This is a genomic window from Nitrosopumilaceae archaeon AB1(1) (assembly GCA_033471095.1).
Classification (GTDB): Archaea; Thermoproteota; Nitrososphaeria; order Nitrososphaerales; family Nitrosopumilaceae; genus Nitrosoabyssus; species Nitrosoabyssus spongiisocia.
The window spans coordinates 1,406,241-1,432,115 of record CP136752.1; the positions used below are offsets into that span (position 1 = coordinate 1,406,241).

Genomic DNA, 25,875 nt, shown 5'->3' on the forward strand with positions numbered 1-25,875 from the left:
TAATGAATAGTAAATTAATATCAATTGCCAATGGATTCGTCCAGGATTGTACGTAATTGAGTAATGTGTTGGGGTGTAGTACCACAACAGCCACCTATTAGTTTGATGTTAGGGTATGAGGAGAGAAACTCTGCCATTTTAGATGCCAAGTTTGTAGGATCCATTTTATACACAGCAACACCATCTTGATTAACTGGCATTCCAGCGTTGGGTACAACAAGTAGGTTGTGGGAGGTATTCTCATCTAGCCATCGAATGCTTTGCTCCATTTCTATGGGACCAGTAGAGCAGTTTAACCCAAATATGTCAATTCCCATTCCAGATACTGTTGTGTATGCAGATTGAATACTAGTTCCAAGTAACATCTTGCCAAACTGATCTAGTGTAGTATTTGCAATCAGTGCAACGCGCTTGTCAATCTTTTTCATAGCCATGTGAGATGCAAGAATTGCCATCTTCACTTCCAGTATATCTTGACTAGTTTCAATAAGTAATGCATCAACACCACCTTCAATTAATCCAAGAGCTTGAAGATAAAAAGAATTTTTAATTTCTTCAAGTGGGGTTTGACCCAAATCAGGATTGTTTGAACTTGGCAGTAATCCACTCGGACCCATAGAGCCCAAAATATATTTTGGAGTATCATATTCTGATACGACACGAGTAGCAAGTGAGGCTATGGTCTTGTTAAGTTTTATGGTATCATCACTCATGTTATACTCGGCAAGTTTGATTACACTAGAGCCAAAAGAGTTGGTCTCAATACAGTCAGCTCCGGCGTCCAAATAATTTCTATGAATTTGTTCTATCCATTCAGGATGAGTCAATACAAGACCGTCGTTAAAGCCATCATGTCCATCAGGAAAGTCAGTAGAGGCAGGATGTAACTTTTGAATTTCAGTACCCATTGCACCATCAATGAGGAGGGGTTTTTCACCAAGTATGTCAAGTAGAGGTATCTTGTTCATGATATCACAAGTTAAAGTCAATTACTAAAAAAACTTTAGTAATTAGGCATCGTATAGATATCGAGGCTCAGAATAAATCCTACTTTATACTATGATTGTTATAATTATTATACATCTTTTTCAAAAGTAAAACAAGTTTATAATATTTTGTGTATAAACAATAATCAAATATTGATTAAAATTTCAGATTCTCTGAACGTGAATAGGCTTCGCTATTCATAATACTACTGATCATAACAATAATCATAAACGTACATATAAAATAACCATGACGGTGGAGTTTGAATATTATACTAAAAATGATTTTTCAAATTATACTGGAAAGGAGATATCTATTTTGGGAGAAAAAATAATTGTCAGTGGAACTGATTTTACCAAAGTCTATGAATCTGCAAAAGTGAAATCTGGTAAACATGAACCCTTGTTTACATTAATACCAAAGATCAATGAGACTTTAATTTTCTAGATTGTATATTTCGTTAAAAATAAAACACTCACAGTAACTAGTTTTTTCATATACTAATGATAAGATTGGATCTAGCATAATATCTAGATCTAGAGTTGAGACGAAAATAAATAATGATTTAAAATCAATACGATTAGCAATGTTGGTGGATTCAAGAGTAGACACTTCTTTTATTCCATTACACATAGCTGATATTTAGATAATAAACTTGGTAAACCCATTGAGGCAAAAAGTGCGTCAGGACCATTTATGATAAAGAAAGGAACGATGAATGTCACTCATAAAGGGCAAATTCCAGTAGATGTTCCCATACAAGAACTAAAAGGAAGAAATCAACAAGATTATGTTTTATTGGTGAGAATTGGATCATTTGCTCAATTTAATATTACATCTAGGGGAAAACAAAAAAATACACTTAAGAAGTCCAAAGTCAGGTTTCAATTCTTAATCTCGAATCATGCTCAATTTTTAAAAGAATTATTTTATACCTCTAATTTTATAACCCAAATTTGTATACTCTTTCTCTCTTCTCAAGTGATTTAGGAATATAGTGCATACTCAAATATTCAAATATGTGTTCGGATACCTTGTACGAAACAAGTCTCGCGTTCTACACAATACCATAGAATGGGTTCTGTTCAGTTTGCTAAACCCATTCATGAGTGATTGAAATGAATCTAATATCAAAAATAAAATTTCAACAAAATATACAAACTAGTCAAATCACAGGATGTTTTATGTTAGTATTACCTATCACATCTACTGTTACTGTGGATTAGAAATGTTAACTTTTTCGCACATATGGTTTATCAATTGTACAAAATGCATTACCTGTTAATTTAATTTGTGATCCTTTATGGGTATCGGTCATTCTTATCAGTTGTGGTTTAGATATTTTTCTACCTTGACATATTATACGTTCACCATGGATAGAATCTCCCAAGTTGATCCGCGTTGACATATTACTCGTGTTTTTCCATAAATCGTCCTTGTTGTTTTAATTCAGATATTACATCAACAACTATTTTTAAATCTAAACCATACTTTTTACATATATCACTAGGGTAAAAAACTTCGCCAATTTTAATTTCATGTAGCAGTAATTTTTTGACCTCTGTTTTATCTAATTCAAAATTATCCATATTAATTGATTCCACATAATTGTCTGCTAAGTTTTGTTGAATGAATCGTGTTAGTGATTTATTCTCCAGTAATATTCTTGTAAGCAATGTATTTAATTCTAAATATGCATGAAATAAAGAATCTACAGAATTAATATTTTTCTCAGACATTTCTTGGTTTAGTTGCTGTAATCTTTTTTCATCATATTCATATAATATATCATCTCTCGATAGATTTTGAGGAGATAAAATTAGAATTCATCCCCCATACGCAATATTCTTTTTCTTGATTTGTCAAATTTTTGCCATATTGTAAGTTGATGTAACGTAGTAGTGTAACGTAATTGCTTAAGACAGGCATATAGAGTGGAAGGATTTTTGTTAGGATATGCACCCATCACAGATTTCAATTCCGATAAAATCTCCGAATTCATCTTTATTTCAATCTCTTTTGGAACTGAATAATTTCTAAACATACCTATAAGATTGCTAGAAACGCTTTCTAAAATTTCACTAATAAATACTTCATCTTCAAGTTCAAGATTCCATGAAAAATTTACTAAATCGTGAGAAATTCTAGAAGAAGCTTCATAGTTTCGATTATTCATATTTTCATAAATGTCATCCAATCTTTCTATGAACACAGTTTTTACATCTTTCATGTCTACTTGTGTACGTTCCATTTATTAAATATTTACAAAATGAATTCTATAAATTTTGTAAGACATATTGGTAGAGAATACAAATGAAATACTACTCAGGTCTCACAAACTGAACAGAATCATAGAATGATACTTTAAAAAAGAACTCGTATCAACAGGTATCATGCTACCATCATTAAAATTAATAAAACAGATGCGGATAAAATTGGGCATTACACAAAAGGCATTAAGCGATATGGTTGGAATTAGCAAATCAATGATGAATCAGATAGAGACTGGGAGATTTAGCACAGGTTATGATACGGCTAAAAAAATCTTTGACTGTCTTGCAACAATGGAGAGTAAATCATCACAGAGAACAGTTTATGAATTATGTAGTAAAAAAATTGTATCGATTAAACCAACAGATACTATTAATCATGCTATAAAAATTATGCAAAAATCATCGATTAGTCAGATTCCAGTATTTGATAAACTTGTAGTAGTAGGTCTAATCTCAGAAGATCAGATAATGTCACACCTGTCAGAGGACAAGAAAATTAAAAACATCAAAGTAGCAGAGATAATGATAGAGCCACCACCAGTAGTTAGTCATTTAACACCAGTTCAAGTGCTAGCACCATTAATGAGATTCTCAAAATGTCTTTTGATATCAAAGAGTGGTGTCATATCAGGAATCATAACGGCGTCAGATACTCTAAGATTATTAGAGTGAGCATAATTCGGCAAGCACGCCACCAAGAGATTTAGGATGAAGGAATGTCACGCGTGTTCCAGCAGAACCTGTTCGAACTTTGCCAAGAAAAACAATTCCGCATTCTGTCATTCTACTCACCTGAGAATTAATATCATCTACCTGAAGGGCAATGTGGTGCAGTCCCGGACCTTTTTTATCAAGGAATTTCTGTATTGGACTATCACTAGATGTAGGCTCCATCAACTCAATACGAGAGTTTTCAAGATGAATAATTGCAATTTTGACACCCTCAGAGGATATAGTTTCATAATCAATCTTATCAGTACCTAGCACCATGGAATAATGTTTTGCAGATTTCTCTACATCATTTACTGCAATCGCAATGTGATCGAGTCTCAATTAAAACACTTCTCTTGGTTTGTATTGACCAAACACTTCTCTGAATGTGTTACTAATTTCACCAGTAGTAGCATATACTTTTGCAGCACGAATAATATATGGCATGAGATTATCTTTACCCTCTGCTGCATTTTGAAGTTTCGATAGTGCAGTATTGACTTTAAGTGTGTCACGTTTAGAGAATAATTTCTTTAAAGCAATCTTTTGTTTCTTTTCTATAGAATCATCTATTCTTAATATATCCAGACTAGTTTCATCCTCATCTATGAATTTATTCACACCAATTATTACTCGTGAATCAGAGTCTATCTCTTTTTTGAGACGATACGCATTTTGACGAATCTCTGATTGAAAGAATCCCTTTTCAATGGCTTTGATTGAGCCGCCCATTTTTTCAATTTTTTTGAGATACTTCCAAACTTGAGACTCTATTTCATCACACAGAGATTCTAAATAATGAGAGCCGGCCAATGGATCTACAGTCTTTACAAGTCCAGTTTCATTTGCAATTATCTGCTGTGTTCGAAGTGCGATTTTAGCAGACTCTTGTGTTGGAAGAGCAAGGGCCTCATCACGAGAGTTTGTATGAAGGGATTGCGTGCCGCCAAGTACAGCGGCCATTGATTGTACTGCAACACGCACAATATTGTTATCTGGCTGTTGAGCAGTAAGTGATTCACCGCTTGTCTGTACATGGAATTTGAGATGTAGTGATTTTGGATCTTTGGCACCAAACTCTTCTTTGAGAATTTTAGCATAAATACGACGAGCCACTCTAAATTTGGCAACCTCTTCAAAAAATTCTATTGTACAACAGAAAAAGAAAGATAGGCGTGGTGCAAAATCGTCGATCTTCATACCTCGATCTAGACACATTTGGATATACGCTTTAGCATTTGCAAGTGTAAATGCAATCTCTTGAACAGCAGTAGAACCTGCCTCTCTCATATGATATCCGGAAATTGATATTGGGTACCATTGTGGAATATTTTTTGCACAAAAACTAATCATATCTCCAACAAGTCTCATAGAAGGAGTCGGTGGATAAATGTAGGTGTTGCGTGCAATATACTCTTTGAGGATGTCATTTTGTGTTGTACCTCGAAAATCTTTTCCAGTGAATCCTTGTGACTCACCTACTGCCATATAGTAGGCCAAAAGTGTAGAGGCAGTTGAATTTATTGTCATCGAGCTACTAACTGTACCAAGAGGTATTTTGTGAAAAGCAGTCATCATATCTTGAAGTGAAGAGATTGAGACACCAACTTTGCCCACCTCACCTTCAGCATAAGGAGATGCGGCATCATGACCCATCTGAGTCGGAAGATCAAATGCCATGCTAAGACCGGTCTGTCCCTTGTCTAACATGAATCTAAAACGCTTGTTTGTAAGTACAGAATCTCCAAAACCAGTATACTGTCGCATGGTCCAAAATCTGCTTCTATACATGTCGGAGTGTATTCCCCGTGTGAATGGATATTTACCAGAGTCTTCTTTAGGTCTAGATTTTGCGTTTTTTTGATAAATACGCTTGATTGGAATAGAGGAATCTGTTACAAAAGATTTATCGACTACCAAATTACTTCACCAAGGTCTTTGTGATTCTCTGAGCTGCGCTAAATGGATCTAGTTTATTTCGTAACACCATATCTAAATATTTTTGATATGTAACGTTAGAGTCTAACACTGAATCAATTAATTCACGTGTATTATTTAAAACAATATCCCGCAATTCTGTTTTTAAACGATTCATGTGTATTACACCCAGATTATCTTTCTTTTTTTCATAAACAGATTGAATTATAGTGACTAATTCAGATATTCCCTTACCCGTTTTAGCTGACGTCTTCAATACATGTGGATTAGCATCATGAGATCCCACATAATCTCTAACAGCATCATACAACTGTAATGCTCCAGGCAAATCAGATTTATTTACAAGATAAATGTCACCAATCTCTGTCAATCCAGCTTTAATGGTCTGTATGTCATCACCAGTATTTGGATTAAACACAACTATTGTGACATCAGACACATCAGATATTGAAACCTCAGTCTGCCCTGCACCTGCACTCTCAATTATAATAGGATTGAATTTTGCATAATTTAAAACTCTGATACAATTTCTAATAGAGTGTGATATTGCGCCAGTAGCACCTCTAGATGCGATACTACGAATATAGACACCGCTATCAGTAGAGCACCTCATGCGTATACGATCTCCCAATATCGCACCACCGGTTATGTGACTTGTTGGATCTATAGCTAGAATTGCAGGATTGAGTTTAGATTTTTTAAATCCAGTGATTAATTTATCGATCAAACTACTTTTACCAGCACCAGCAGGTCCAGTAATTCCAACAATCATAGAAGTTAGTGGTTGTTTGAATAATACTCCAAGTAGTGGTTTTATACTTTTGGGATCGTTCTCTATTTGAGTAATTATTTTGGCTATTACTCCACGATCTCCAGATCTAATCTTAGATTCTACTGTCATGATTAAACACGTAAACACTTACAAAAAAATCTTAGTCTGAATAGTTGTGAAAATATGATATATTTTATTAAAAATGACTAAAACGTGGATTTTTGAGAGAATTTTTGTAGAGTATCATATAGAAATTTTAGTCTAGACGAAAATTTAATACACGATACCACATTCACATACACGGTTATACATGATAACTTTAAATTCTGTGAAAGTAAAATTTTACATATGCTTTTACCAGCAGAGATCGAGTCTAAAACATTAATCCCTGCGCTTCGCGCGATTTTGGCAAGAAGGTTGGCAAACAAGTATAAAGTAAAAGAAAATCTCATATCAAAAATGTTGGGAGTGACACAAGCTGCAATTAGTAATTATATCAGAGGAATCAGAGGCGATCCAAAGTTGATTGAAAAACTATTAGCAGAAAAACAGATTGCAGAGATGTTGGAGGAACTCGCAGAAAGATTAGCCTCAGATTTAGCATATACACCATCAAGTCTTTCAAAATTTATCGGATTATGCAATTATATCAAATCAAGTTTGATAATTTGTGACATACATCACAACTTGGAATCAGATATTGATGAACGGGTATGTAAAGAATGTGAAAGTATGTTGCTCAAAGGTCCCGGGGCAATCTAGTTTCCAGTCATTCGTATAGTAATTATTGATAACATTTTTCCTTGTTGTGGATCTAGTTCACTGTCCACCATTACATTAGCAATCTTGCAGTTACCTTGACGTATTTTTTCATTTAAGATATTGGCAACAGAGACGGCGTTTGGTATCAATTGATCTATACCGTGTATAGTTATCTCTTTATGTGTGCGTAAGAGTTCTGAGGCAAGATAGGCATCATTCATTACAGGTGTATCGTGGGCATAAAAGATATTAGAGTTTGCTAATTCATTTTTACTACCATTTATCACTGATTCAATTTGTGCCAATAGTTATCAAAAAATTTTAAGTGTTTTAAATCTATCCGTATCTAAGAATCATAAATTATTTATCATACCAATCAAACAAATCGCTAAACGTTTAAAAGATGGTCGTTAAGTAGTTGCATATGCAGACAGCAAAATTTATTTTTGTTACAGGCGGAGTAATGTCTGGACTTGGGAAAGGAATAACAGCATCATCAATTGCAAAACTTTTACAATTAGACAACTACAAAACATCTTGTGTAAAAATTGATCCCTACCTAAATTATGATGCAGGTACAATGAATCCTGTAGCTCATGGAGAAGTCTATGTGACAGAAGACGGCGGAGAGTGCGATATGGACTTGGGAAATTATGAGAGATTTTTAAATCAAGATATGCCAAAGTCGCATAATATTACAACTGCCCAAGTATACTCATCAGTCATTAATGATGAAAGAGAGGGGAAATATCTGGGGGCATGTGTACAGATTATTCCACATGTAACAGATGAGATTAAAAGAAGATTGTATGAAATAATTGAGAAAGAAAAATTGGATATTCTTGTCGTAGAGTGTGGTGGAACAGTTGGAGATATCGAGAGTTTGCCATTTTTAGAGGCCATGAGACAGATTAGGTTTGAGGAGGGTATGCAAAATTCAGTATTTATTCATGTTACGCTAGCACCAATACTAGATGTTGTCGGAGAACAAAAATCAAAACCCACACAGCATAGTGTGCAAGAGCTGCGTAAAATAGGAATTCAGCCAGATTACTTGGCAGTAAGATGCAAAGAGTCATTACATGAAAATGTGAAAAAAAAGATTGCTTTATTTTCTAATGTGGAAGAAAAAGATGTTTTATCATGTCATGATGTTGAATCAGTTTTTCAAGTTCCACAATTATTACATAAACAAGGCTTAACAGAATCAATTTTTAAAAGATTCAAACAGGTGAATAATAGAGATTTGAAAAAATGGGAAGAGTGGAATGGAATTACAGATGCAATGACCAAAGAGTATAAACAAGTAAAAATTGCTCTAGTTGGAAAATATGTTAGTCTTACAGATAGTTATGTCAGTGTCAATCAAGCATTGAGTCATGCATGTTCTAGTTGTGATAGAATGATAAAATTAGATTTTATAGATTCAGAGACAATACAAGATCTCAATATATTGGCAAAGTATGATGGTGTGGTAATACCAGGAGGATTCGGAGTTCGAGGATTTGAGGGAATCATAAACACAGCTCAGTATTGTATGGAAAAGAAAATACCATATCTAGGAATTTGTTTTGGATTTCAGCTTGCAATAGTTGCATTTGGTAGAAAGTATTGTAATTTAACAGACGGTAATTCTACTGAAATAGATAAAAATACAAATCATAAGATTATAGACATACTACCTGAGCAAAACGGTGTGACAGATATGGGAGGCTCACTAAGGCTAGGCGGTAGTCAAATTAAGATAAAGACAGATTCAAGGGCACAGAGAATCTATGGAAAAGAAATTATTCAAAAAAGACACAGACACAGATATGAATTTAACACAAAATATGATGATTTATTTACAAAAAACGGAATGATTTTCTCTGGAAATAGTATGGATGGAAAGAGGATGGAGATTTTAGAAATTACAGATTATCCATTCTTTTTTGCTACACAATTTCATCCCGAATTTAATAGTAGACCAGGGTATCCTGAAGAGTCATTTGTAGAATTTATAAAAATCGCATCAAATTAAATCATAGTATAGTTTCATAAATCCTCTGTCTGCCATCACGTTGTGACAATTTACGTCGAATATATCCTTTAGATACTAGATGGCTCAAAGCAAGGCGTATTGTTCTGTCAGGAAGTAGGGTTTTTGCAGATAATTCTTTTTTAGTTAATTGGCCTTCATACTCTAATGTTTTAAGTAAAAGTTTGAAACTGGGGGGCATTTTCAATAAATCATCTGCTAGTTGGACTTTTTTAGCGAGTACAGATATGGTAGTAGCTTTTTTATCAAAACGTACTAAATGTCGTGGTGTGGATTTTGTACACACAACTTTATTTTTTACAACAACACGACGTATTCCATCTAGTACTACATCACAATGAATTGAAGAGTAGATATCATCAATCAAAACAGTACTAGAATCAGATACCACAAGAGGTCTTCTCGTCACATCAATAGAATTTACAGGAACGATGCCAAATACTTTAGAGTCTTGAAATAACATTGGACCGCCAGCAGACATAGAGTATGCAGAGGATCCCAGTGGGGTAGACACTATTATTCCATCACCACTATCATGCCATACATTTTGGTCGTTTATACTCAGAGTGTGTTCCATCATAACTGCGCTTTTAGATGGAAATATAGCAAAATCATTTAGTACATGAAACGTATTCTTGTCATCAATAGTCACATCAATAGATGGAACATGTTCAGTATGGTAATTTTTTTTTTTCAAACGTGGTAAAAGTGTATGAAAATTTTTCAAAGATATTTGAGTTATAATTTCATTACTGTCAGATTCAGCTATTCCTAAAATTGGTGTTGCCAAGTGTACAACATCATGAAAATAGTTACGTAAACCTCGATCACCACCGAGTGTAATTATATAATCAGATTTAATGTTAGATGTGGTCACTCTAAATGATTCAATATTATGTTGAGCAAGAATTTCTTCAATCTCTCTAGTATGAAGAATCTTTGATTCGTATATACCAACTTTCACAATAATTAAAAGAATTTATACAATAAAAGCTTAGACATGTCTAAATTTTATAGTATTATAAAAGTAGACGGCATTGGTTTCAATTATTTTGCGTTTAGGTATCTTATCAAGACCTATTTTTCTTGAATCCAATGCAGCCTGTCTTGCACCTGCCGCAAAACACAAGGCCCATAATTCATCCTTTTCATTCAGATATGTGGAGGCAAAAGATGAGCAAAAGATATCACCGGCTCCAGTAGTATCTATTACTGAAATATTAGGAAACGACATAGAGTATACACGATCTCCAGTTAACATTGATATGTTTTGTGGATCAATAAATAAAATAAATTTAACATTTTTTTTTTGTAAAGGTTTGGTATCAGTTATGTCATTATAGAAATTAGAATCTACCCTTACAGCAGTAATATCAGAGAGATCAGGTATTTTATTCACATATGAGACAACATTATTCGAATCTACATTACGGTTAAAACCTTGAGGATCAAGAAATATAAAGTTTGATTTCTTTTTAACATCAGCGAGTAATTCGGGGGATATTTCATCTAAAACTGGACTGACAAGTATTCCATCACTATCTTGACACACAGAAGTTATTGGTTCACAACGATTCAAAACATACAGTGTCCTTGTATAATTATTAATTAATAATTTGAATCTTGTAGTATTGACTGTAGATGTAGAATCTTTGAGGGTAATGTTGTAATTATCAAATATTGTAGATTTAAAATCTGGACCGAATTTTGTGTATAGATTTACATCTACACCCAAGTTGTGAGCAGTAATCCCACAATAACATGCAGAACCACCAGCGTGTTCAAATGAACCGTCATGCAGAGATATAGAATCCAGAGTACAATGTGAGTAAACAGATAGTGATTTAGTCATATGATAAACTAATTTTGGTTATAAATTTAGTCGTTTTGCACATATTTGTCTATAGAAATGATATATTCCACAGTAAGCATTTATGGCTAAAAATAAGGAAAATTAGAGTTTATATTCTCTGCAAAGTGGAAGTAAATCTTAAAATTTTAAACTACTAAATACAGTACTTGGACCAAAAAAATCATAATCAATAAGACAAATACATAATCAATAATTTATAAAATCTCAAAAAAATATATTTCAATAGAACAAAGATGTAATTGCTTGTCAAGATAAAAACGCAAAGGAATCTATGAGGGGAATACACAAATCACACATACACAAGACAATGATCATTTATAAAAGATAAAAAAATATAAAAATAATTGAAAAATCAGTCTTTGGTGGAAATTAAAAATTCGTTAGATAAAATGGAAGAAACTGGCAAAGTCAATATGATCATACTTGATGGTCTTAACAAATTACGGCAATTGTTAAAAGAACGAAAATTAGAATGGTTGAAAATCCAACAATCTGACGGTTTTTATTTCTATCAGGTCATACGTAATGTAGAATTAGTTTTAGACAAAATGGAATACCGTTTTAAAAATTCTCAAAAAGCAAATGATAATCCAAAGATTGCAAAGGACTCTTTGGTATTATTACAACCAATAGAAAGAATCCTTGAAACAACAAACGTATTTACAATAAATGAACAAACAATAAATCGTGTATTAAAAAACACACAACATCTACGCAATGTAGCATCGAGTACAAACCTCATAGAACATTTAGAGACAAATATAGAATCAATTGATAAAGAACAACTGAAACTTCAATATACAAAGTTGATAGAAAACTTGAGCATTAATAGGTAATTGTGGACATCAATGCAATGTATAAGATAATACCTGATACTAATGTGATTGTGTCTGCTAGTATTTTGGAAAATCTTAAAGATATTGGAATTGTAAAACATACATTTTATGATGAATCAATTCAATTATTTAGTTTATTCAAAAAACAAACTCCGCATGTAGAGGGAATAGCTATACCAAAAGTGAAATCAGAGTGTTTTAGAGTTTTATCACAAGCAGTAAAGGACACATTTGTACCAAAAAATATGTTGGATTTAATAATGAAAGAGAAATTCTATGATAATGCGGTTAGTATCATAAGTTCATCTGAACATAAAATGCGAGGTTTATTATCAAAATTACGAAAAACTCAATTGGATCAAGAACAAATTACAAAAAATCTCCATAATGTGAATCATATGTCAAAAAATTTAAAACAAAGTTACGATAAAAAATACAAACGAAAAGATTGGAGGCGTAAAGAAATCAAAAAGCGTGCTAAACCCATAACTAGCGAGCCTAAATGGCAAGAGGAACAAAAAAAGGAGGTTATTGATGCTCATGGTGAACAGGTAGGACAAGAATCAAAACAGCTTGAGAGATTCGTAAAAAATATCCAAATACATCAGATCAAGAAATACTTGCGCAGGTAATTACTTTCAAAATATCGCTTAATGATCCTAATTCTAATATTTTAATCGCATCGTCAGATACAGGATTTTTCTCACCGTATCACTACTCTGGAGGTACATCTGATACAGTAACTATGCGTATATGGAGTGAATTTGGAATTATATGTGATCATCCTAGACAAATATTCAAATTGTCAGGCGGAATAATATAATAATGATTTTAAATTCATAGATGGTAAACATTGATACAATATACACATTTTTGATAAAATATATTGGCGAAAACGAATTACCTTGTTTCATTGACGTATTTGATTCATCATATGTAGGATGGCAACCAATTTATCCATCATAACATCACAGAACTCAATCTAAACAAGATTATAAGTAGGCAAAATTAATGTTGATACATGCCATTAAAACGTGCTAGTAGAGGAAGGAAAAAAGGAGGAAAGGGGTCTTCAGGATTTGTACAGTGTACAAACTGCGGACAGACAGTACCAAAAGATAAGACAAAAAAAGTGACGTCTAGATTAAATCTTGTAGAGCACACACTAGCAAAAGAATTACGTGCTAGTGGAGCATATATTGCAACACCGAAAATTCTAAAATGGTATTGTATTTCATGTGCAATTCATTTTGGCATATTAAAAATTAAATCAGAGTCATCAAGAAGACAACGTGGAAGATTACGTTAGTCTAGTTTTTTAGCAGAGATAATTATTCTTTGAATAAAAGTTATTCCTGCAATTATACATATTATGATCATGGCATAATTCATTACATCCATAACACCGACAATGGATCCAACAATTCCTACAAGTGCAATTACAAGTAGTCGTTCTGCACGCTCACCTATTCCAACACCTTGCAACATTATTCCTAAAGATTCTGCACGTGAACGAGTGTAACTTACTAGAAGAGACAACGATAATGCAAGAATCACTAGTATTGGTTCGGCCAACTGTCCAACTAGAATACCTATAAAAATTACAACTTCGGCAATTTTATCAAATATAGAATCTAAAAACGCACCACTCTTTGTCGTGGTTTTGGTGATTCTAGCCACTTGACCATCTACAATGTCAAAGAATCCGGAAACAAGTAGCAAAACACCACCTAAAAGTAGAGACGATTGTACATCAAATCCATATACAATACCAGACACAAGTGCAATTACAAGTCCGACAATAGTCCAAAATGTTGCAGGTAATTTTGTTTTTGCAAATCCTCGGCCAATCTTTTCAAGTGCTGGTGATAACGAATCACGCATATTATTGAGCATATACTGTATTGAGAATAGTGTATGGTTTAAATATTCATAGCTAGAATGGTAGACAAAATTTTCACTGCAATAGAGGATGTCGAACCATTATCACGTAATGGATTGAGTTCAACAATGTCTGTACCTATAATGTTTCTTTCTTGCAAAGAATATATCAAGTCAAACAACTCTCTTGGTGTAACACCAACTGCTTCAGGATTTCCAACACCAGGTGCAAATCCTGGATCAATAACATCTAAATCAAAACTAGTATACACAGAATCAAAGACACTACTCATATCAGTTAACAATTTAGTTGCTTTATTATCTCGAATATCATCATCAGTAATAGTTTTAATATTATTTGTTTTTAGAAATTCCAACTCTTCATGAACAAATGCCCTAGCACCAACATGAATAATATTCTCTGAACCGTGTTTCTCTACTAATCTTCTCAGATACGATGCATGGTTAAGTGGAGTTCCAGCATATTCATCTCTTAAATCATAATGCGCATCGAACACAATAAAACCAGTGTTAGGCGGCATGCTATTATAAACTCCAAGGGTCAGTAAATGCTCGCCACCAAGTATGAATAGGTTTTTAGATTTTTTTGTATCAAGAATACTAGATACTGTTTTGCTAGTCATCTCCAACATTTCAGTTGCAACTACAGTATGATTTAGATTTCCCAAGTCATCTATCTGAACTTTTTCTAAATCCACACCAAATTTTGGATGAAAAATTTCAATATTGTTAAATGACTCTCTTATTGCATTTGGTCCAAAACGTGTACCTGGTAGATAAGAATGGGTAGAGTCAAAAGGAATGCCCAGAACGGTGGCAGTAGGATTACCAGTCTCAGAGCTGGTCAATAAAGGATCTCCACTGGTGTATAGATCTAGAAAACTCATGTGTATTATACCGCCGTTTGTGGTCTCATAGATAAGAGCCGGGGCTGGTTCAGAGCGACTCTAGGCTTATCACCAATTTCATCTTGGATTTTTTTTATAAAATCATCAAGTTTTATAGTCAAGATGTTACCTGATGTCCTATCCCTCACGCTCAGATCATCAGATGATACCTCTTTGTCTCCAATAACCAACAAGTATCGAACCCATTCCCTCTCTGCATCACGTATACGTTTCCCAATACTTTGTATTCGATCATCTAAATCAACGCGTATATTTTCATGTGATAATTTGTTGGCCAGATCATCACAAAAATCTACAAAGTTTTCAGATAAGGGTATGAGGCGGACCTGAGTGGGGGCCATCCACAAAGGTAGTTGAGGTCTAGTACCCCTCTTTGCATCTTGAGCTGCCATTTCAAGCAAAACAAAGATTACCCTCTCAATTGCCCCTGATGGAGAATTGTGTAAAATTAATGGTGTCTGAGGGTTGTTGTTTTCATCAATAAATTTTATTCCAAATAAATCACCATTCTCTACATCAATTTGATCAGTAGATAATGCAGAGGCCTTGCCAAATTCATCTATGTAGTTAAATTCCCATTTCAACACAAAATAAAAAAACTTGTCATCCCACATCTCTACAAGTATGGGTTTTCCATGTTTTTTTACAAGATCATTTACTAGTGTTTTATTATCATTGTAGAAATCATGTGTAAGTCTAACGGCCATCTCATATTTATCAGGTGCAATGCCAAGATTATTCAATACATCTTGTGATAAATCAAAGCGTTTTTCAATTTCAGAGATTGCCTGTGGTAAATCTCTACAAAACGCATGGCAGTCAGGCATTGTAAATGCACGTAATCGTTTGAGCCCTACCAATTCACCGGATTGCTCTCTTCGAAAGCTATAACGAGTTAGTTCATACAGACGATATGGTAAATTTTTGTATGACATTTGAAAATCGTGTGCCATGAGAAATTGACCAAAGCATGCAGCAAAACGCAGAAAGAGGCTTTTGTTATCCGAAGTTATATTATACTGTCTAGCAGGAAACCGATTAAAATATTTTAAAAGAGCAGGATGATTCACATCATACATTATTGGAGTTTCAACTTCATATCCACCATATTTTTTGACTCTTTCAGTCACGTATCGTTCAATTTGAGATTTAATTAATCTGCCATTTGGATAGAATCTAATATTACCCTGATCGGATGCAGGTTCATGTCCAGCTATGGATAATCGTCTCATCAATTCAATATGAGGTGGGCGTTGAGATGTGCCACGTTTCTTTAATGATTCATATTTTGCTAGTTTTTCAAGATTGGTATATTTTGCAAAATTAAAATCTGAAACTGGTATCATGATACCCTCAGGAGTAAGAATATACCATGAAGAAGATAATTTGGATTCAGAGGCCATGGCGCTAGATTCAACAGAATCAGGTTCTCTGTCAGGTATTCCTCCAACAATGTGTATAGAGTGTTCCGCTAGTGGATGACCTTTAACCTTGATGGTGTAAGATTTGTTCCATCCAAATGGAGCTTTGTGGGTTTCTACCTCAGAGAGATGTTCCATTAGTGTGTCAAGTATTGGCAAGACTGCAGATGGTTTTGCCAAGTTTGAGCTAAGATGGGCAAAAGGATACAAGAGTAAACGTGTACATCCAAGTTTTTGCATGTATGCAATAATATCATGTGAGGCAGTTTTTGCAGTAGAGTTATCATCGCCACTCTCCACACTGATAAATGCTACCACAAGATCTTGTAGATTTACTTCCTTCGGTTCAATATTATCGGCAATTTTTATTTCTTGTTTTATGGGCAAGTATTGAATGGAATCACAGTGTTGTGCTAGGATTTGCATGTTTTATCATAATTTTAATTAATGAATAAATGTTATGAAAAACAGGTTCCTTGTTGGATTTGTTGTCATAGACGATGTCAATATGAGTCATCTTTGAATTGCGATATGAGCCCTAGTTTTTGATATTCTCAGGAGTTATGAGATACGTATCGTGTCTACCAACTAATAATTATATAGTAATAATTAGCAAAACATTTTAAAAAAACATCAAATTTGTATTATTAATGGCAAAGATTCCACCACTACGATTAAAGAAATATGACACAACACAGAAGATCATGGAGACTTTAACAGACAGTGAGTCAAGAGTGATTGTATTCAGTATTATAAAATCAGCAAAAGCTGCATCAGATATAGCAACAAAGTACAACATTCCTCAAAGTACAGTGTATAAAAAATTAAAAGAGTTGGAGGATTTGGGATTGATCAGAGTAGACGAATATAACATCACAGATAGTGGGAGAAAATATAAAATGTATAAAAGTGTGATAAGACAAGCAGTGATTACCATTTCAGGAATAGAACCATCACTAAAAATCACATCGAATTAGAATCAAGTAGTTATCAGATTTAGTTTATTACTATTTGATGCATTTTTCACTTCAAGTGCAATTCTGCGTCCCATGCTCATAGGGAAATCATACATCAGTGTAGTGTATGGTGAACCTTCCATGTAAATATTGGTTCCAGCTACAATACGTGCAGAAAATTCAAAGGAGTAAAATGTAGCATCAGCATCATACACGCCTTCAATACAAAAAGGTCCATTCATACCTGGCGATACAAGCATTTTTGCAGTATCTACAAATCGCTCACCCATATCATAGACTTCTTGAAGAAGTGACTCGCGTAAAACCATAGGAGTGTTCCCTATAACATTAAAAGAAGACATCATGTCGGTGTGCTGTTGCTTTGCAGGGATTCTAGACAACCCTTCAATATCAGATTCAAGTCGTCTATCGGCACCAAAAAACTCCAATGTGTCAGTTAGTGGAGAGAAGAAATATTGCAAGTATGCAAGTACACCAGAGACATATTTTTGAATATACATTTCATCATAATTAGCAATCAGACCTTCAGATATCAAGACATCGCATTGTCTTTTAAAATCTTCAAAACTAGAGGTCATAAAATAGCCTTTCCCCCCTGCACTCCGTGTCGTTTGGCAATAACCAAACTGTCAATATCATTAGGCTGTATTGAATCAGGTACACGCAACTTGGCCTCTTTCATCAATTTTTCTTTTAGGAGACGATCAGATTCCCATCGAAGGAATGTGTTTGTTACCAAAAATTGGTACGTCTATGGACTCTATCTGTGAATCTGTCATCTGTGCAATCATTGTACCGTGAGGTATCAGGATGGCATCCTCCTTGTGTAGTATGTCTTTACATTTTGGTTCCAGTATGTCTAAAAATGTGTCAAACTAGAATTGAATCATCAATAAAATCAAATCTTCGATACAAAGATTCACGTTTTTTCTCACAAATTAGAATAGACTTTTGACCTTCATCATCCGCACCCTTCAATACCTGCAATGCACAATGAGAACCAAGTGTGGCGATAGACAATATGATATGATTAGTATCATCACTTTATGTATATTACCAATTAGTATTATAACACATTATTGAAAAATCACACCACACTAGACAAGAATATTACATTTCAAATTAACGTGTATTTTGTTGTAATTTATCAAATTTTGACCACAGACTACCCAAAAACAGAGGTGCGCATAACCAAAATATAGTAACACCAAGAATTGATGCAATTCGGAATTCATGTGGTCCCTCGAAGATTGTAAATTCAGCGTCAGGAAGCAATAAGAAAGATATTGCGATTATTATTGCGTAACCGAATATCGGAAAAATAATTTTTTTCTTGAAAATTGAATTTAAAACATATAATACAAGTGCAGATACACCAGAAATTCCAACTAGTGAGAAATACTGTGCCACGCGAGTATCAATAGTTTCAGGATCATTAGAGCCAGGTAGTTGAGAAGGATATTTCAGGAATGGTATGAAAAAGATCACCAACCACAATATACCTGCAATGATGAATGCTTTACGAAGTGGGTTGGCATTCATTTTATTTAGAGATAATGCATAGACAATACCGAACAATGAGCCCATTCCAATTCCTAAAATGCCACCTGCTAAGATTTGACCACCCTTTTGCCAGTTCCTATATGCATCATGTTCAATCCAGATCTCCAAAGTTTCATCCAATCCCTCAACAACAAGGGAGTTTTGTACTTCATCATATATTGCCTTATCCAAGTATGGTTCTGCTGCAAATAGATTAAATGTACCATGTATAATGCCAGCTGAAAAACCAGACACTAACACTATGAACAGAAATGTCACAGTCTTCAACTAGTGTCACCTAGTGACATGGAAAACCGGCTGCATGTCTCATATCATGAGTAAGCTCATGCAGATATTGTACATCAAAGGCATCGGCACCTTGAATGATACTAAAAATATGGCCCTGATCAAATCCGGCAATAAATATACCAAATATACATAAAGATGCCAAAATAGTTAGAGCAAATTTAGAGATCGGTGTACTAAAGGTAGTTAGTAATCCATTTTCTAGCATTTAATGACACACCACAGATTAAGTATTTAAATTATTGTATATAGATGATTCAATACCAAAAATTAATCAGTATTGATCAGAGTATTATTTTTGAAATTTACTTGACAGTAAAATTGGTATTTCTGAGGGACGTTTTGCAACAGGAATATTTGCTTTATTAAACATGGCAATTTTGGATTCAGCAGAGCCATAATCACCATAAATAATAGCACCTGCATGACCCATTCTTTTCTCCTTGGGAGCTGCACGACCAGCTATAAACGCAACAGTGGGAACAGTAAAGTCAAAATCGATTATTCTTTGTGCAAGAAGTTCTTCTGCATCACCTCCAATTTCACCTACAATTACCAAACCCTCAAGATTTTTTATTTTACGTATAATTTCAAACATATCAATAGGTCGCATTCCATTGATCGGATCACCTCCAACACCAACAGTGATTAGTTGACCGAAACCAGCAGAAGACAAACTATTTGAAATTTCATACAACAACGTTCCACTTTTAGATAATACAACAATATTACCAGGAGTAAATGGTTTTACAGGCATTATGCCAAGTTTAATTAAATCCGGAATTATTAACCCAGGAGTGTTTGGACCAATCATCATCGCATCTTTCTTGTTTGCCAATTCCAACACCTGCATGGTATCAATAACAGGCACATGTTCTGGAATGGCAATTAATAATTTTATGCCTGCGTTTAATGCATCCTGTGCAGCACCTAGAAAAAGNGGGGCAGGTACAAACATTACTGATATTTTAGAACCAGTTTTAGAAACGGCTTCTTTCATTGTATTGTAAATTGGAACACCATTGAATTTTTGTCCACCTTTTTTTGGAACAACGCCTGCTACAATATTGGTACCATATTCCATCATAAGTTTAGTATGCACTGAACCAAAACTACCAGTAATTCCCTGAATTATTACAGGTTGATTATTAAAATTTGGATCGCCTCTCTTACCTCGAAGTAAATGAAAAATATCAGTCATTTTAAGCGCCTCTTTTTGCAACTGCAGCAGTTATTGCCTGTTCAATATTATCGTACAGTTGAATTTTTGTGTCCTTTAACATCACTTTTGATTTTTCAGATTCAGTCCCCATTAAACGAGCAAAGACTTTAAGATTAATCACACCATCATCATATGCCTTGATAAAGGCCGCAGCCACAGTAGTAGTCTTTACGATACCACCATAAAGATTGATCAAGATAGATTTCACATGTTTCATTTTAGATATCAACACCAGAGCACGATATACAGATTCAGTTGTAGCCCCACCACCAACATCTAAAAAGCAGGCAGGTTTTCCACCATGATCAGACAACATGTCAAGAGTGGCCATTACAAGACCGGCTCCATTACCAACTACGGCCACATTACCGTCCAATTCAACAAGTGTAAATCCATATTTCTCTGCACTTTTTTCAGACTCAGTCATATCATTATATTTTGCAAGCTCTGGGTGTCGAAAATTAGAATTGTCATCAGTGATAACTTTACCATCAAGTGCAACTATATCACCATCATCTAATATTGCAAGTGGATTAATTTCTACCAATTCACATTCAGCACTTTTTGCCAGTTTGGCTAATTTTTTCAAAAACTCAACAATTGTAGATGCATGTTTACCAGTAAGGTTCATCTGTTTGGCAACATCTTTTGCAACATTTTGTGGGACTAAACCTATTGGGATTTCTTTTACAATTTGATTTTTAACAGATTCAATCTCAACTCCACCGTCAGATGACGCTATAATCGTATAGCATCGTTTTCCACGATTTAAAAATACAGATAGGTATAATTCTTGTTTTATGTTTGCCATTTTTTCAAGAAGAACAGCTCGTGTTTTTTCCCCTTTTATGGTCATATCTAGAATGCGAGTATATTTTAAATTAAATTCATCATCGTTTTTACACACCTGAATGCCACCAGCTTTACCACGACCACCAACTGGAACTTGGGCCTTGATTACAAATGGATATTTTAAAATTTTTGCGTGTTTCTTTCCTGTGGTAATATCAAAAGATGTTTTACCATCCAAGACAGGAATATCAAATTTTTTAAATAGTTCCTTGGCCTGATATTCTAATAACCGCACAACATCAAACCAAAAACACTATTTATAATCGTAGGCGTATATAGACAACAGCTGTATAATGCCATACAGAATGTATAATGTTTAGAATTTGAGTAAAGATTAAACACTTGATCAAATGTTGTGTAAATAGTGCCGCCCTCACTCAGCGTGGTAGAGCGTCGGACTGTTAATCCGTTGGTCGCCAGTTCAAGTCTGGTGGGCGGCGCCATCAATTATTTTATTTGTAAAATATCATCGTATGATTTGGGCACAAACAAACGCATTTTATGGATTAAATCGTGTGCAGATGTATCTATAACATATGTGATTGCATAATCTTTATCATTACGAATACTACGTCCAAATCCTTGAAGTAATTTTATTAATGTAACATATTGATACCACAAAGGTTGCTTGGCAGCTTTAATTTTTGTACGTTCATCTGCAAGAGAAGGATATGGCGTCTTTAGTATTATTTGAAATCTAGATAAATCATCTTTTAAATCCACACCATACCAAAGTGATGGAGATACCAATACTTGTGGAGCAGATGTTGTTACGTGTTGTCGAATTATTTCCTCACGCTGTTGTTCAACATCACCATGAACCATTTTTAATCGACTGGGATCTGATACATGGTCAAATAGATCAAAACATTGTTTTTTATTTGTGGTCAGAATTAGACCTTTTTCGTTGGAATGAAGTTGTAATAATTCATTAATCTTTTGATAAATAACAGCATATTCAGAATTGGTAGTATTGTAGTTTAATTTTTTTAAATTTAAAAACTCTATTTTTCGATGTTTTGCAGCAAATGGTGATTTTGAAACATCAATAAACGCACATGTAGATTCATCAATTCCCATAGTTTTACAAAACATTCGTTTATTTATGGTCGCACTGACAAATATGTTAAATTTTGCATCAAAAAATTGATCAGTGTATCTGGATATATTTATCGGTTTAACATGAATCACATTTATTTTGTTAGAATTATCAGAGGTATACTGGGCAACTAAATTTTCTGCGTCCAATCGAATTTCAGTCAAGAGTGAATCCATTTTATCTCGCCGATATTCATAGATGTTACGTTGTGGATCAGTCTCATCATTCTTGAGATCATTTGCACGTTTATCATACTCATCACCTAGTACACGGATTAGATTCTTGATGTCATCTATACCTTTTATATCAAAATTGTCAAAATCAAGATTGACGTCGTTTAAGTATCGTTGGGTAATATCCGAGCCAATAAAGTCAATTATTTGACTCTCAATTTCATGAGCTTCATCAGCAATTATGCAATCTCTGTCCAGATATTCTTGAATACCTTGAGAGTATTTTCTGGTCTGAAAGTAACTAGGGTAATTAAATATCGAATGTGTTGCATTTAGTGCTCTGTATTTTTGTAGATAATAATGACAAGTGGTTTCATCCGGTATCGATACAATCTCAAGATCAGTGCCTGCGTGTGTGACGGAGAAAATGTTTTTTTCAGGTTTATACTTGCATTGTATTGTTTTGTCAGTACCGTCATTACCACGTTCAACCCATGAACATACACCCTTGCTACAACTCAAAGTAGGATCATTTGCGGCTTGTTCATATGTTAATTTTTGTTCATAGTACAAATCAAGACAAGGAAAATTTGATTTTCCTTTTACAGGTAGAATAGATGGAAAATCTTTGGTATATTGATCCTGAAGAATTTTTTGTGCGGTAATAATGAAAGAGGAACCAATAGATTTTGCACTAGCTACTGCAATGTGGCTTTTTCCAATTCCTGTAGGGGCACATAGAATAATATTTCTAAAATTAGATTTTACAGCATCCTGTATATCTTGTAAAATTGTTTTTTGTTCAAGACGAGGTACAAATCCAGTTGGAAAATTATCTAAAAAAGATTCACTTATCGACAATATATCATTACAGAATATAGATACATTAAATCCTATTGTTGTAGATGTGATACAAAATAATCACACAGAGAAAATAGATTTTGTGATTTAAATTTGGCAAAGTGTTGATAAAATTATGATTATTCATAGAATGATTATCGGTCTAATTATATCATCAATGTTGACAACTATTGCGTATGCAGATGTATGGATACCTGAAGAATCTAGAGGTGAGTTTGTGGATGCAAATCAACATTTCACCATGGTCGGAGCTATAAAGAATAATGAATCAGTGTCAGTTATTCCAATAATTCAAGTAAGTATAGATGAAAGACTCGAGACATTTACCATATCAAACATAGAACCGAATTCAGAGATACCATTTAAATTCAAATTTTTGAATGAGAGCGACATAAAAAGTGTGGCAGTGCAGCTAGAATTTACAGTCGTAAATGAATCAACCAAGACGGTGAGTGTGATTTATGATGATACGCTAATTATTCATGATGACGGTCATCTAACTGGAAGAATTTACAACTATGGAGATGACGCTGTACGGAATATTGAGGTTTTAGCTCTGATTCACGGAAATAACTCAGTGTTGGATATGGGAAGATCAGACAAGATATCAGTCATAGAATCAAATGAGATTATAAATTTTACAATGTATCCAGAAAATGGCATAAAGAACATATCATATTATAGTTGCTTTGCAATTGGGGATTTGAGCATAATTAATATCACCGTAGATAGAAAAGGCGTAGATTATAAATTCAGGTATGATTCAGGAGTTTGGTTTGCTTATGGCAAATTCAATGAAAATGGCGATAATGTAACATTATACACATACAATAGTTGGCCTGCTGTGATGAGTGCAAATATAGAATTACCAATAAATTCAATTTATGAAGAATTTGACATTGTAATTGATGATGCAGAAATTAAAAATTTTCAAAGTTTAGATGAGCATGGGTATTGGCACTTGATTTTTTCAATACAACCACATCAAAGTGGTCAATTAGTAATTTCTGGATTCAAAGACCATGATGGAACGTACACGAAAAATATGAGTTTAATAGAGATTCTAGAAAAATTTGATATTTCAAAATCCACAAAAATATCTAAATTCAAATCAGAGTGTATGGATAACAGAGAAAGTGTTTTCCGTCCCAGTGGAAATCCAATCTGTGTATTTCCATCATCAATTCCCACATTGCTTAGTCGTGGTTGGTCTATTTTGAGTTGAGTTTAAAAAAGAAATCTTTTATGCTAACAGAATCAGTCTCAATGAGTTCTGCAATTTCTAGGTGTTCTTCCTTAGTTGGCTCTCTCTTGCAAGTTGCATGAAATACACTAAGAGCAGATCCCATCATTTCACCAACAAAAAAACCACATAAAAAATCGCCGGTATTTTTACAACCCCACACATCTTGTATACGATTAGAATCTCCAGCAGTTTTGTACAGTTCAAGAGTAGTCTCTATAAGATTCGCAGTTTGTTTTTTAAATTCAGGATTTAGCGCCATTTTACTAGGACTCTATTGAATCGATTTTTTCAAAACGATAGATACCATCCAGAAATACACGATGATCTTTGTTTTTTACTTTGGTAGCCTGTGCAATATTGGCGGCAGTTTGAGTTACATCCGTAAGTATATACCCAGTAATTATTACATCATCACCTTTTGGTGTTACTTTGACATTACCCATTATTCGTGAGGTTCTCATTGCACGTTCACCTTGGAAATTTTCAATCAATACAAAATCATCTTTAGTTTTAACAGTAATAGGGAAATGAGCAAAAACTATCTTCATTTTTATAGTATATCCAGTAATAACACCACGACATAATTTATCCACAATCGAACGAGATGTGTTTAGTATTGCATAATCTTTCTTACGACCACTTACAGAATTTAGTACAACTTTATCATCAGAGACATCAATATTGACAGGGATTTTTCGAAAACTTTTGTATGCCATTCCAAGTGGGCCGGTAACATTCAGCATACGTTTGTTCAGTGTTATCTTTACACCCTCAGGTATGACAACAGATACAGTTAATTTTTCAGATCTAATAGACATATCCGATCAAAAATCCCCCAATTCCTTTATTGGCAGCATCATGGTGTGACATAATACCTTGATTAGTTGTAACTAGTAACATTCCACGATAGTATGATGGAAGGTATTGCTGCTCCCAACGTGTGTATTCATCTTTACCTACACGAAATCGTGGAGATATAGCACCACATTTAGTAATTTTAGCTAATAATTCAATCTCAAATTTGCCACCACGTTTATCAGCAATGTGTGTATACTCACCAATATATCCATGTTCACGCAATACATCTAAAACTTTTACTGCGAGATTAGACGTTGGTAATATTATACATTTATGCTTACGACGAGCTTCGGTATTATACAAGGTTACAAATAGATT

At 34.0% G+C, this 25,875-nt stretch carries 33 protein-coding genes and 1 tRNA gene; 10 read left to right on the forward strand and 24 right to left on the reverse strand.

Annotated features, from left to right (window positions below; translation table 11 throughout):
- Positions 1 to 20: 20 nt before the first annotated feature.
- Positions 21 to 968 carry a homocysteine S-methyltransferase family protein gene (locus R1F52_07870; protein ID WOV93005.1) on the reverse strand — a complete coding sequence of 316 codons (948 nt, stop codon included), beginning with the start codon at positions 966 to 968 and terminating at the stop codon, positions 21 to 23.
- 268 nt (positions 969 to 1,236) lie between these two features.
- Between R1F52_07870 and R1F52_07875 the strand changes: the two genes are divergently transcribed.
- Positions 1,237 to 1,434 carry a DUF5678 domain-containing protein gene (locus R1F52_07875; GenBank protein ID WOV93006.1) on the forward strand — a complete coding sequence of 66 codons (198 nt, stop codon included), beginning with the start codon at positions 1,237 to 1,239 and terminating at the stop codon, positions 1,432 to 1,434.
- Positions 1,435 to 2,396: 962 nt separating this feature from the next.
- Here R1F52_07875 and R1F52_07880 read toward each other — a convergent pair.
- Both R1F52_07880 and R1F52_07885 read right to left on the reverse strand, forming a co-directional pair.
- Positions 2,397 to 2,726: a hypothetical protein gene (locus R1F52_07880; GenBank protein WOV93007.1), complete on the reverse strand. Its 330-nt coding sequence runs from the start codon at positions 2,724 to 2,726 to the stop codon at positions 2,397 to 2,399.
- Between the two features lie 80 nt (positions 2,727 to 2,806).
- A complete protein-coding gene (locus R1F52_07885; GenBank protein ID WOV93008.1) occupies positions 2,807 to 3,238 on the reverse strand; it encodes a hypothetical protein in 432 nt (143 codons plus the stop codon).
- Positions 3,239 to 3,380: 142 nt separating this feature from the next.
- Here R1F52_07885 and R1F52_07890 point away from each other — a divergent pair, with 142 nt between their 5' ends.
- On the forward strand, positions 3,381 to 3,932 hold the full coding sequence (locus R1F52_07890) for a CBS domain-containing protein (protein ID WOV93009.1): 552 nt from the start codon (positions 3,381 to 3,383) through the stop codon (positions 3,930 to 3,932).
- On the opposite strand, the gene mce is transcribed toward R1F52_07890, so the two are convergent.
- Genes mce through meaB form a run of 3 tightly spaced genes read right to left on the reverse strand, consistent with a single transcriptional unit; the run spans position 3,924 to position 6,810 of the window.
- Positions 3,924 to 4,313, reverse strand: coding sequence for a methylmalonyl-CoA epimerase (gene mce / locus R1F52_07895; protein WOV93010.1), 390 nt, complete (start codon positions 4,311 to 4,313; stop codon positions 3,924 to 3,926). The genes R1F52_07890 and mce overlap by 9 nt on opposite strands.
- Positions 4,314 to 5,891 carry a methylmalonyl-CoA mutase family protein gene (locus R1F52_07900; GenBank protein ID WOV93011.1) on the reverse strand — a complete coding sequence of 526 codons (1,578 nt, stop codon included), beginning with the start codon at positions 5,889 to 5,891 and terminating at the stop codon, positions 4,314 to 4,316.
- A gap of 1 nt (position 5,892) precedes the next feature.
- A complete protein-coding gene (meaB, locus tag R1F52_07905; protein ID WOV93012.1) occupies positions 5,893 to 6,810 on the reverse strand; it encodes a methylmalonyl Co-A mutase-associated GTPase MeaB in 918 nt (305 codons plus the stop codon).
- Between the two features lie 219 nt (positions 6,811 to 7,029).
- On the opposite strand from meaB, the gene R1F52_07910 reads away from it, so the two are divergent.
- Entirely contained in the window at positions 7,030 to 7,443 is a 414-nt protein-coding gene (locus R1F52_07910; protein ID WOV93013.1) for a transcriptional regulator, read from the forward strand.
- On the opposite strand, the gene R1F52_07915 is transcribed toward R1F52_07910, so the two are convergent.
- Positions 7,440 to 7,748, reverse strand: coding sequence for a hypothetical protein (locus R1F52_07915; GenBank protein ID WOV93014.1), 309 nt, complete (start codon positions 7,746 to 7,748; stop codon positions 7,440 to 7,442). The two genes, R1F52_07910 and R1F52_07915, sit on opposite strands and share 4 nt — an antisense overlap.
- Before the next feature lie 119 nt (positions 7,749 to 7,867).
- On the opposite strand from R1F52_07915, the gene R1F52_07920 reads away from it, so the two are divergent.
- Entirely contained in the window at positions 7,868 to 9,463 is a 1,596-nt protein-coding gene (locus tag R1F52_07920; protein ID WOV93015.1) for a CTP synthase, read from the forward strand.
- Position 9,464: 1 nt separating this feature from the next.
- Here R1F52_07920 and R1F52_07925 read toward each other — a convergent pair whose 3' ends face one another.
- Both R1F52_07925 and R1F52_07930 read right to left on the reverse strand, forming a co-directional pair.
- A complete protein-coding gene (locus R1F52_07925) occupies positions 9,465 to 10,445 on the reverse strand; it encodes a sugar kinase (protein WOV93016.1) in 981 nt (326 codons plus the stop codon).
- Positions 10,446 to 10,475: 30 nt separating this feature from the next.
- On the reverse strand, positions 10,476 to 11,333 hold the full coding sequence (locus R1F52_07930) for a PfkB family carbohydrate kinase (protein WOV93017.1): 858 nt from the start codon (positions 11,331 to 11,333) through the stop codon (positions 10,476 to 10,478).
- A 365-nt stretch (positions 11,334 to 11,698) separates the two neighbouring features.
- Between R1F52_07930 and R1F52_07935 the strand changes: the two genes are divergently transcribed.
- The 3 genes from R1F52_07935 (at position 11,699) to R1F52_07945 (ending at position 13,499) form a co-directional block, all read left to right on the forward strand.
- Complete coding sequence (locus tag R1F52_07935) at positions 11,699 to 12,190, forward strand: hypothetical protein (protein WOV93018.1); 492 nt, start codon at positions 11,699 to 11,701, stop codon at positions 12,188 to 12,190.
- Positions 12,191 to 12,207: 17 nt separating this feature from the next.
- Positions 12,208 to 12,822 (forward strand): hypothetical protein, encoded by a 615-nt coding sequence (locus R1F52_07940; protein ID WOV93019.1) that lies wholly within the window; start codon positions 12,208 to 12,210, stop codon positions 12,820 to 12,822.
- Positions 12,823 to 13,211: 389 nt separating this feature from the next.
- A complete protein-coding gene (locus tag R1F52_07945) occupies positions 13,212 to 13,499 on the forward strand; it encodes a 30S ribosomal protein S26e (GenBank protein ID WOV93020.1) in 288 nt (95 codons plus the stop codon).
- On the opposite strand, the gene R1F52_07950 is transcribed toward R1F52_07945, so the two are convergent.
- From R1F52_07950 to R1F52_07960, 3 genes are read right to left on the reverse strand one after another with little or no spacing between them, the layout of a single operon-like run.
- Entirely contained in the window at positions 13,496 to 14,086 is a 591-nt protein-coding gene (locus R1F52_07950; GenBank protein WOV93021.1) for a CDP-alcohol phosphatidyltransferase family protein, read from the reverse strand. The two genes, R1F52_07945 and R1F52_07950, sit on opposite strands and share 4 nt — an antisense overlap.
- A gap of 26 nt (positions 14,087 to 14,112) precedes the next feature.
- A complete protein-coding gene (speB, locus tag R1F52_07955) occupies positions 14,113 to 14,979 on the reverse strand; it encodes an agmatinase (GenBank protein WOV93022.1) in 867 nt (288 codons plus the stop codon).
- Between the two features lie 5 nt (positions 14,980 to 14,984).
- The gene (locus R1F52_07960; protein WOV93023.1) at positions 14,985 to 16,847 is read right to left on the reverse strand and encodes a threonine--tRNA ligase; all 1,863 of its coding nucleotides are present in this window, start codon (positions 16,845 to 16,847) and stop codon (positions 14,985 to 14,987) included.
- A gap of 224 nt (positions 16,848 to 17,071) precedes the next feature.
- Here R1F52_07960 and R1F52_07965 point away from each other — a divergent pair, with 224 nt between their 5' ends.
- Positions 17,072 to 17,398, forward strand: a complete 327-nt coding sequence (locus tag R1F52_07965) for a winged helix-turn-helix domain-containing protein (protein WOV93024.1) — start codon at positions 17,072 to 17,074, stop codon at positions 17,396 to 17,398.
- A 2-nt stretch (positions 17,399 to 17,400) separates the two neighbouring features.
- Here R1F52_07965 and R1F52_07970 read toward each other — a convergent pair whose 3' ends face one another.
- The 8 genes from R1F52_07970 to R1F52_08005 all read right to left on the reverse strand — a co-directional run bounded on the left by R1F52_07970 (position 17,401) and on the right by R1F52_08005 (position 21,555).
- Positions 17,401 to 17,976 (reverse strand): DUF1297 domain-containing protein, encoded by a 576-nt coding sequence (locus R1F52_07970; GenBank protein WOV93025.1) that lies wholly within the window; start codon positions 17,974 to 17,976, stop codon positions 17,401 to 17,403.
- On the reverse strand, positions 17,973 to 18,137 hold the full coding sequence (locus tag R1F52_07975; GenBank protein WOV93026.1) for a hypothetical protein: 165 nt from the start codon (positions 18,135 to 18,137) through the stop codon (positions 17,973 to 17,975). The genes R1F52_07970 and R1F52_07975 overlap by 4 nt, the downstream gene beginning before the upstream one ends.
- Positions 18,103 to 18,255, reverse strand: a complete 153-nt coding sequence (locus tag R1F52_07980; protein WOV93896.1) for a DUF1246 domain-containing protein — start codon at positions 18,253 to 18,255, stop codon at positions 18,103 to 18,105. Before R1F52_07980 ends, R1F52_07975 begins: the two co-directional genes overlap by 35 nt.
- 13 nt (positions 18,256 to 18,268) lie before the next feature.
- The gene (locus tag R1F52_07985; protein WOV93027.1) at positions 18,269 to 18,418 is read right to left on the reverse strand and encodes a DUF1246 domain-containing protein; all 150 of its coding nucleotides are present in this window, start codon (positions 18,416 to 18,418) and stop codon (positions 18,269 to 18,271) included.
- 102 nt (positions 18,419 to 18,520) lie between these two features.
- Complete coding sequence (locus R1F52_07990; GenBank protein ID WOV93897.1) at positions 18,521 to 19,219, reverse strand: CbtA family protein; 699 nt, start codon at positions 19,217 to 19,219, stop codon at positions 18,521 to 18,523.
- Between the two features lie 19 nt (positions 19,220 to 19,238).
- Positions 19,239 to 19,454, reverse strand: coding sequence for a CbtB domain-containing protein (locus R1F52_07995; protein ID WOV93028.1), 216 nt, complete (start codon positions 19,452 to 19,454; stop codon positions 19,239 to 19,241).
- 84 nt (positions 19,455 to 19,538) lie between these two features.
- Positions 19,539 to 20,447, reverse strand: a complete 909-nt coding sequence (locus R1F52_08000; protein ID WOV93029.1) for a succinate--CoA ligase subunit alpha — start codon at positions 20,445 to 20,447, stop codon at positions 19,539 to 19,541.
- A 1-nt stretch (position 20,448) separates the two neighbouring features.
- Positions 20,449 to 21,555 carry an ATP-grasp domain-containing protein gene (locus R1F52_08005; GenBank protein ID WOV93030.1) on the reverse strand — a complete coding sequence of 369 codons (1,107 nt, stop codon included), beginning with the start codon at positions 21,553 to 21,555 and terminating at the stop codon, positions 20,449 to 20,451.
- 131 nt (positions 21,556 to 21,686) lie between these two features.
- Here R1F52_08005 and R1F52_08010 point away from each other — a divergent pair.
- Positions 21,687 to 21,763, forward strand: a tRNA-Asn gene (locus R1F52_08010).
- A gap of 4 nt (positions 21,764 to 21,767) precedes the next feature.
- On the opposite strand, the gene R1F52_08015 is transcribed toward R1F52_08010, so the two are convergent.
- Entirely contained in the window at positions 21,768 to 23,453 is a 1,686-nt protein-coding gene (locus R1F52_08015; GenBank protein ID WOV93031.1) for a helicase C-terminal domain-containing protein, read from the reverse strand.
- A gap of 115 nt (positions 23,454 to 23,568) precedes the next feature.
- Here R1F52_08015 and R1F52_08020 point away from each other — a divergent pair, with 115 nt between their 5' ends.
- Positions 23,569 to 24,678, forward strand: coding sequence for a hypothetical protein (locus R1F52_08020; GenBank protein ID WOV93032.1), 1,110 nt, complete (start codon positions 23,569 to 23,571; stop codon positions 24,676 to 24,678).
- On the opposite strand, the gene R1F52_08025 is transcribed toward R1F52_08020, so the two are convergent.
- The 3 genes from R1F52_08025 to R1F52_08035 are packed head-to-tail and all read right to left on the reverse strand — an operon-like array spanning position 24,665 to position 25,860.
- Positions 24,665 to 24,958 carry a hypothetical protein gene (locus R1F52_08025; GenBank protein WOV93033.1) on the reverse strand — a complete coding sequence of 98 codons (294 nt, stop codon included), beginning with the start codon at positions 24,956 to 24,958 and terminating at the stop codon, positions 24,665 to 24,667. The genes R1F52_08020 and R1F52_08025 overlap by 14 nt on opposite strands.
- A gap of 4 nt (positions 24,959 to 24,962) precedes the next feature.
- Positions 24,963 to 25,517 (reverse strand): 50S ribosomal protein L6, encoded by a 555-nt coding sequence (locus tag R1F52_08030; GenBank protein ID WOV93034.1) that lies wholly within the window; start codon positions 25,515 to 25,517, stop codon positions 24,963 to 24,965.
- Positions 25,507 to 25,860 carry a 30S ribosomal protein S8 gene (locus tag R1F52_08035; GenBank protein ID WOV93035.1) on the reverse strand — a complete coding sequence of 118 codons (354 nt, stop codon included), beginning with the start codon at positions 25,858 to 25,860 and terminating at the stop codon, positions 25,507 to 25,509. Before R1F52_08035 ends, R1F52_08030 begins: the two co-directional genes overlap by 11 nt.
- Between the last annotated feature and the right edge of the window lie 15 nt (positions 25,861 to 25,875).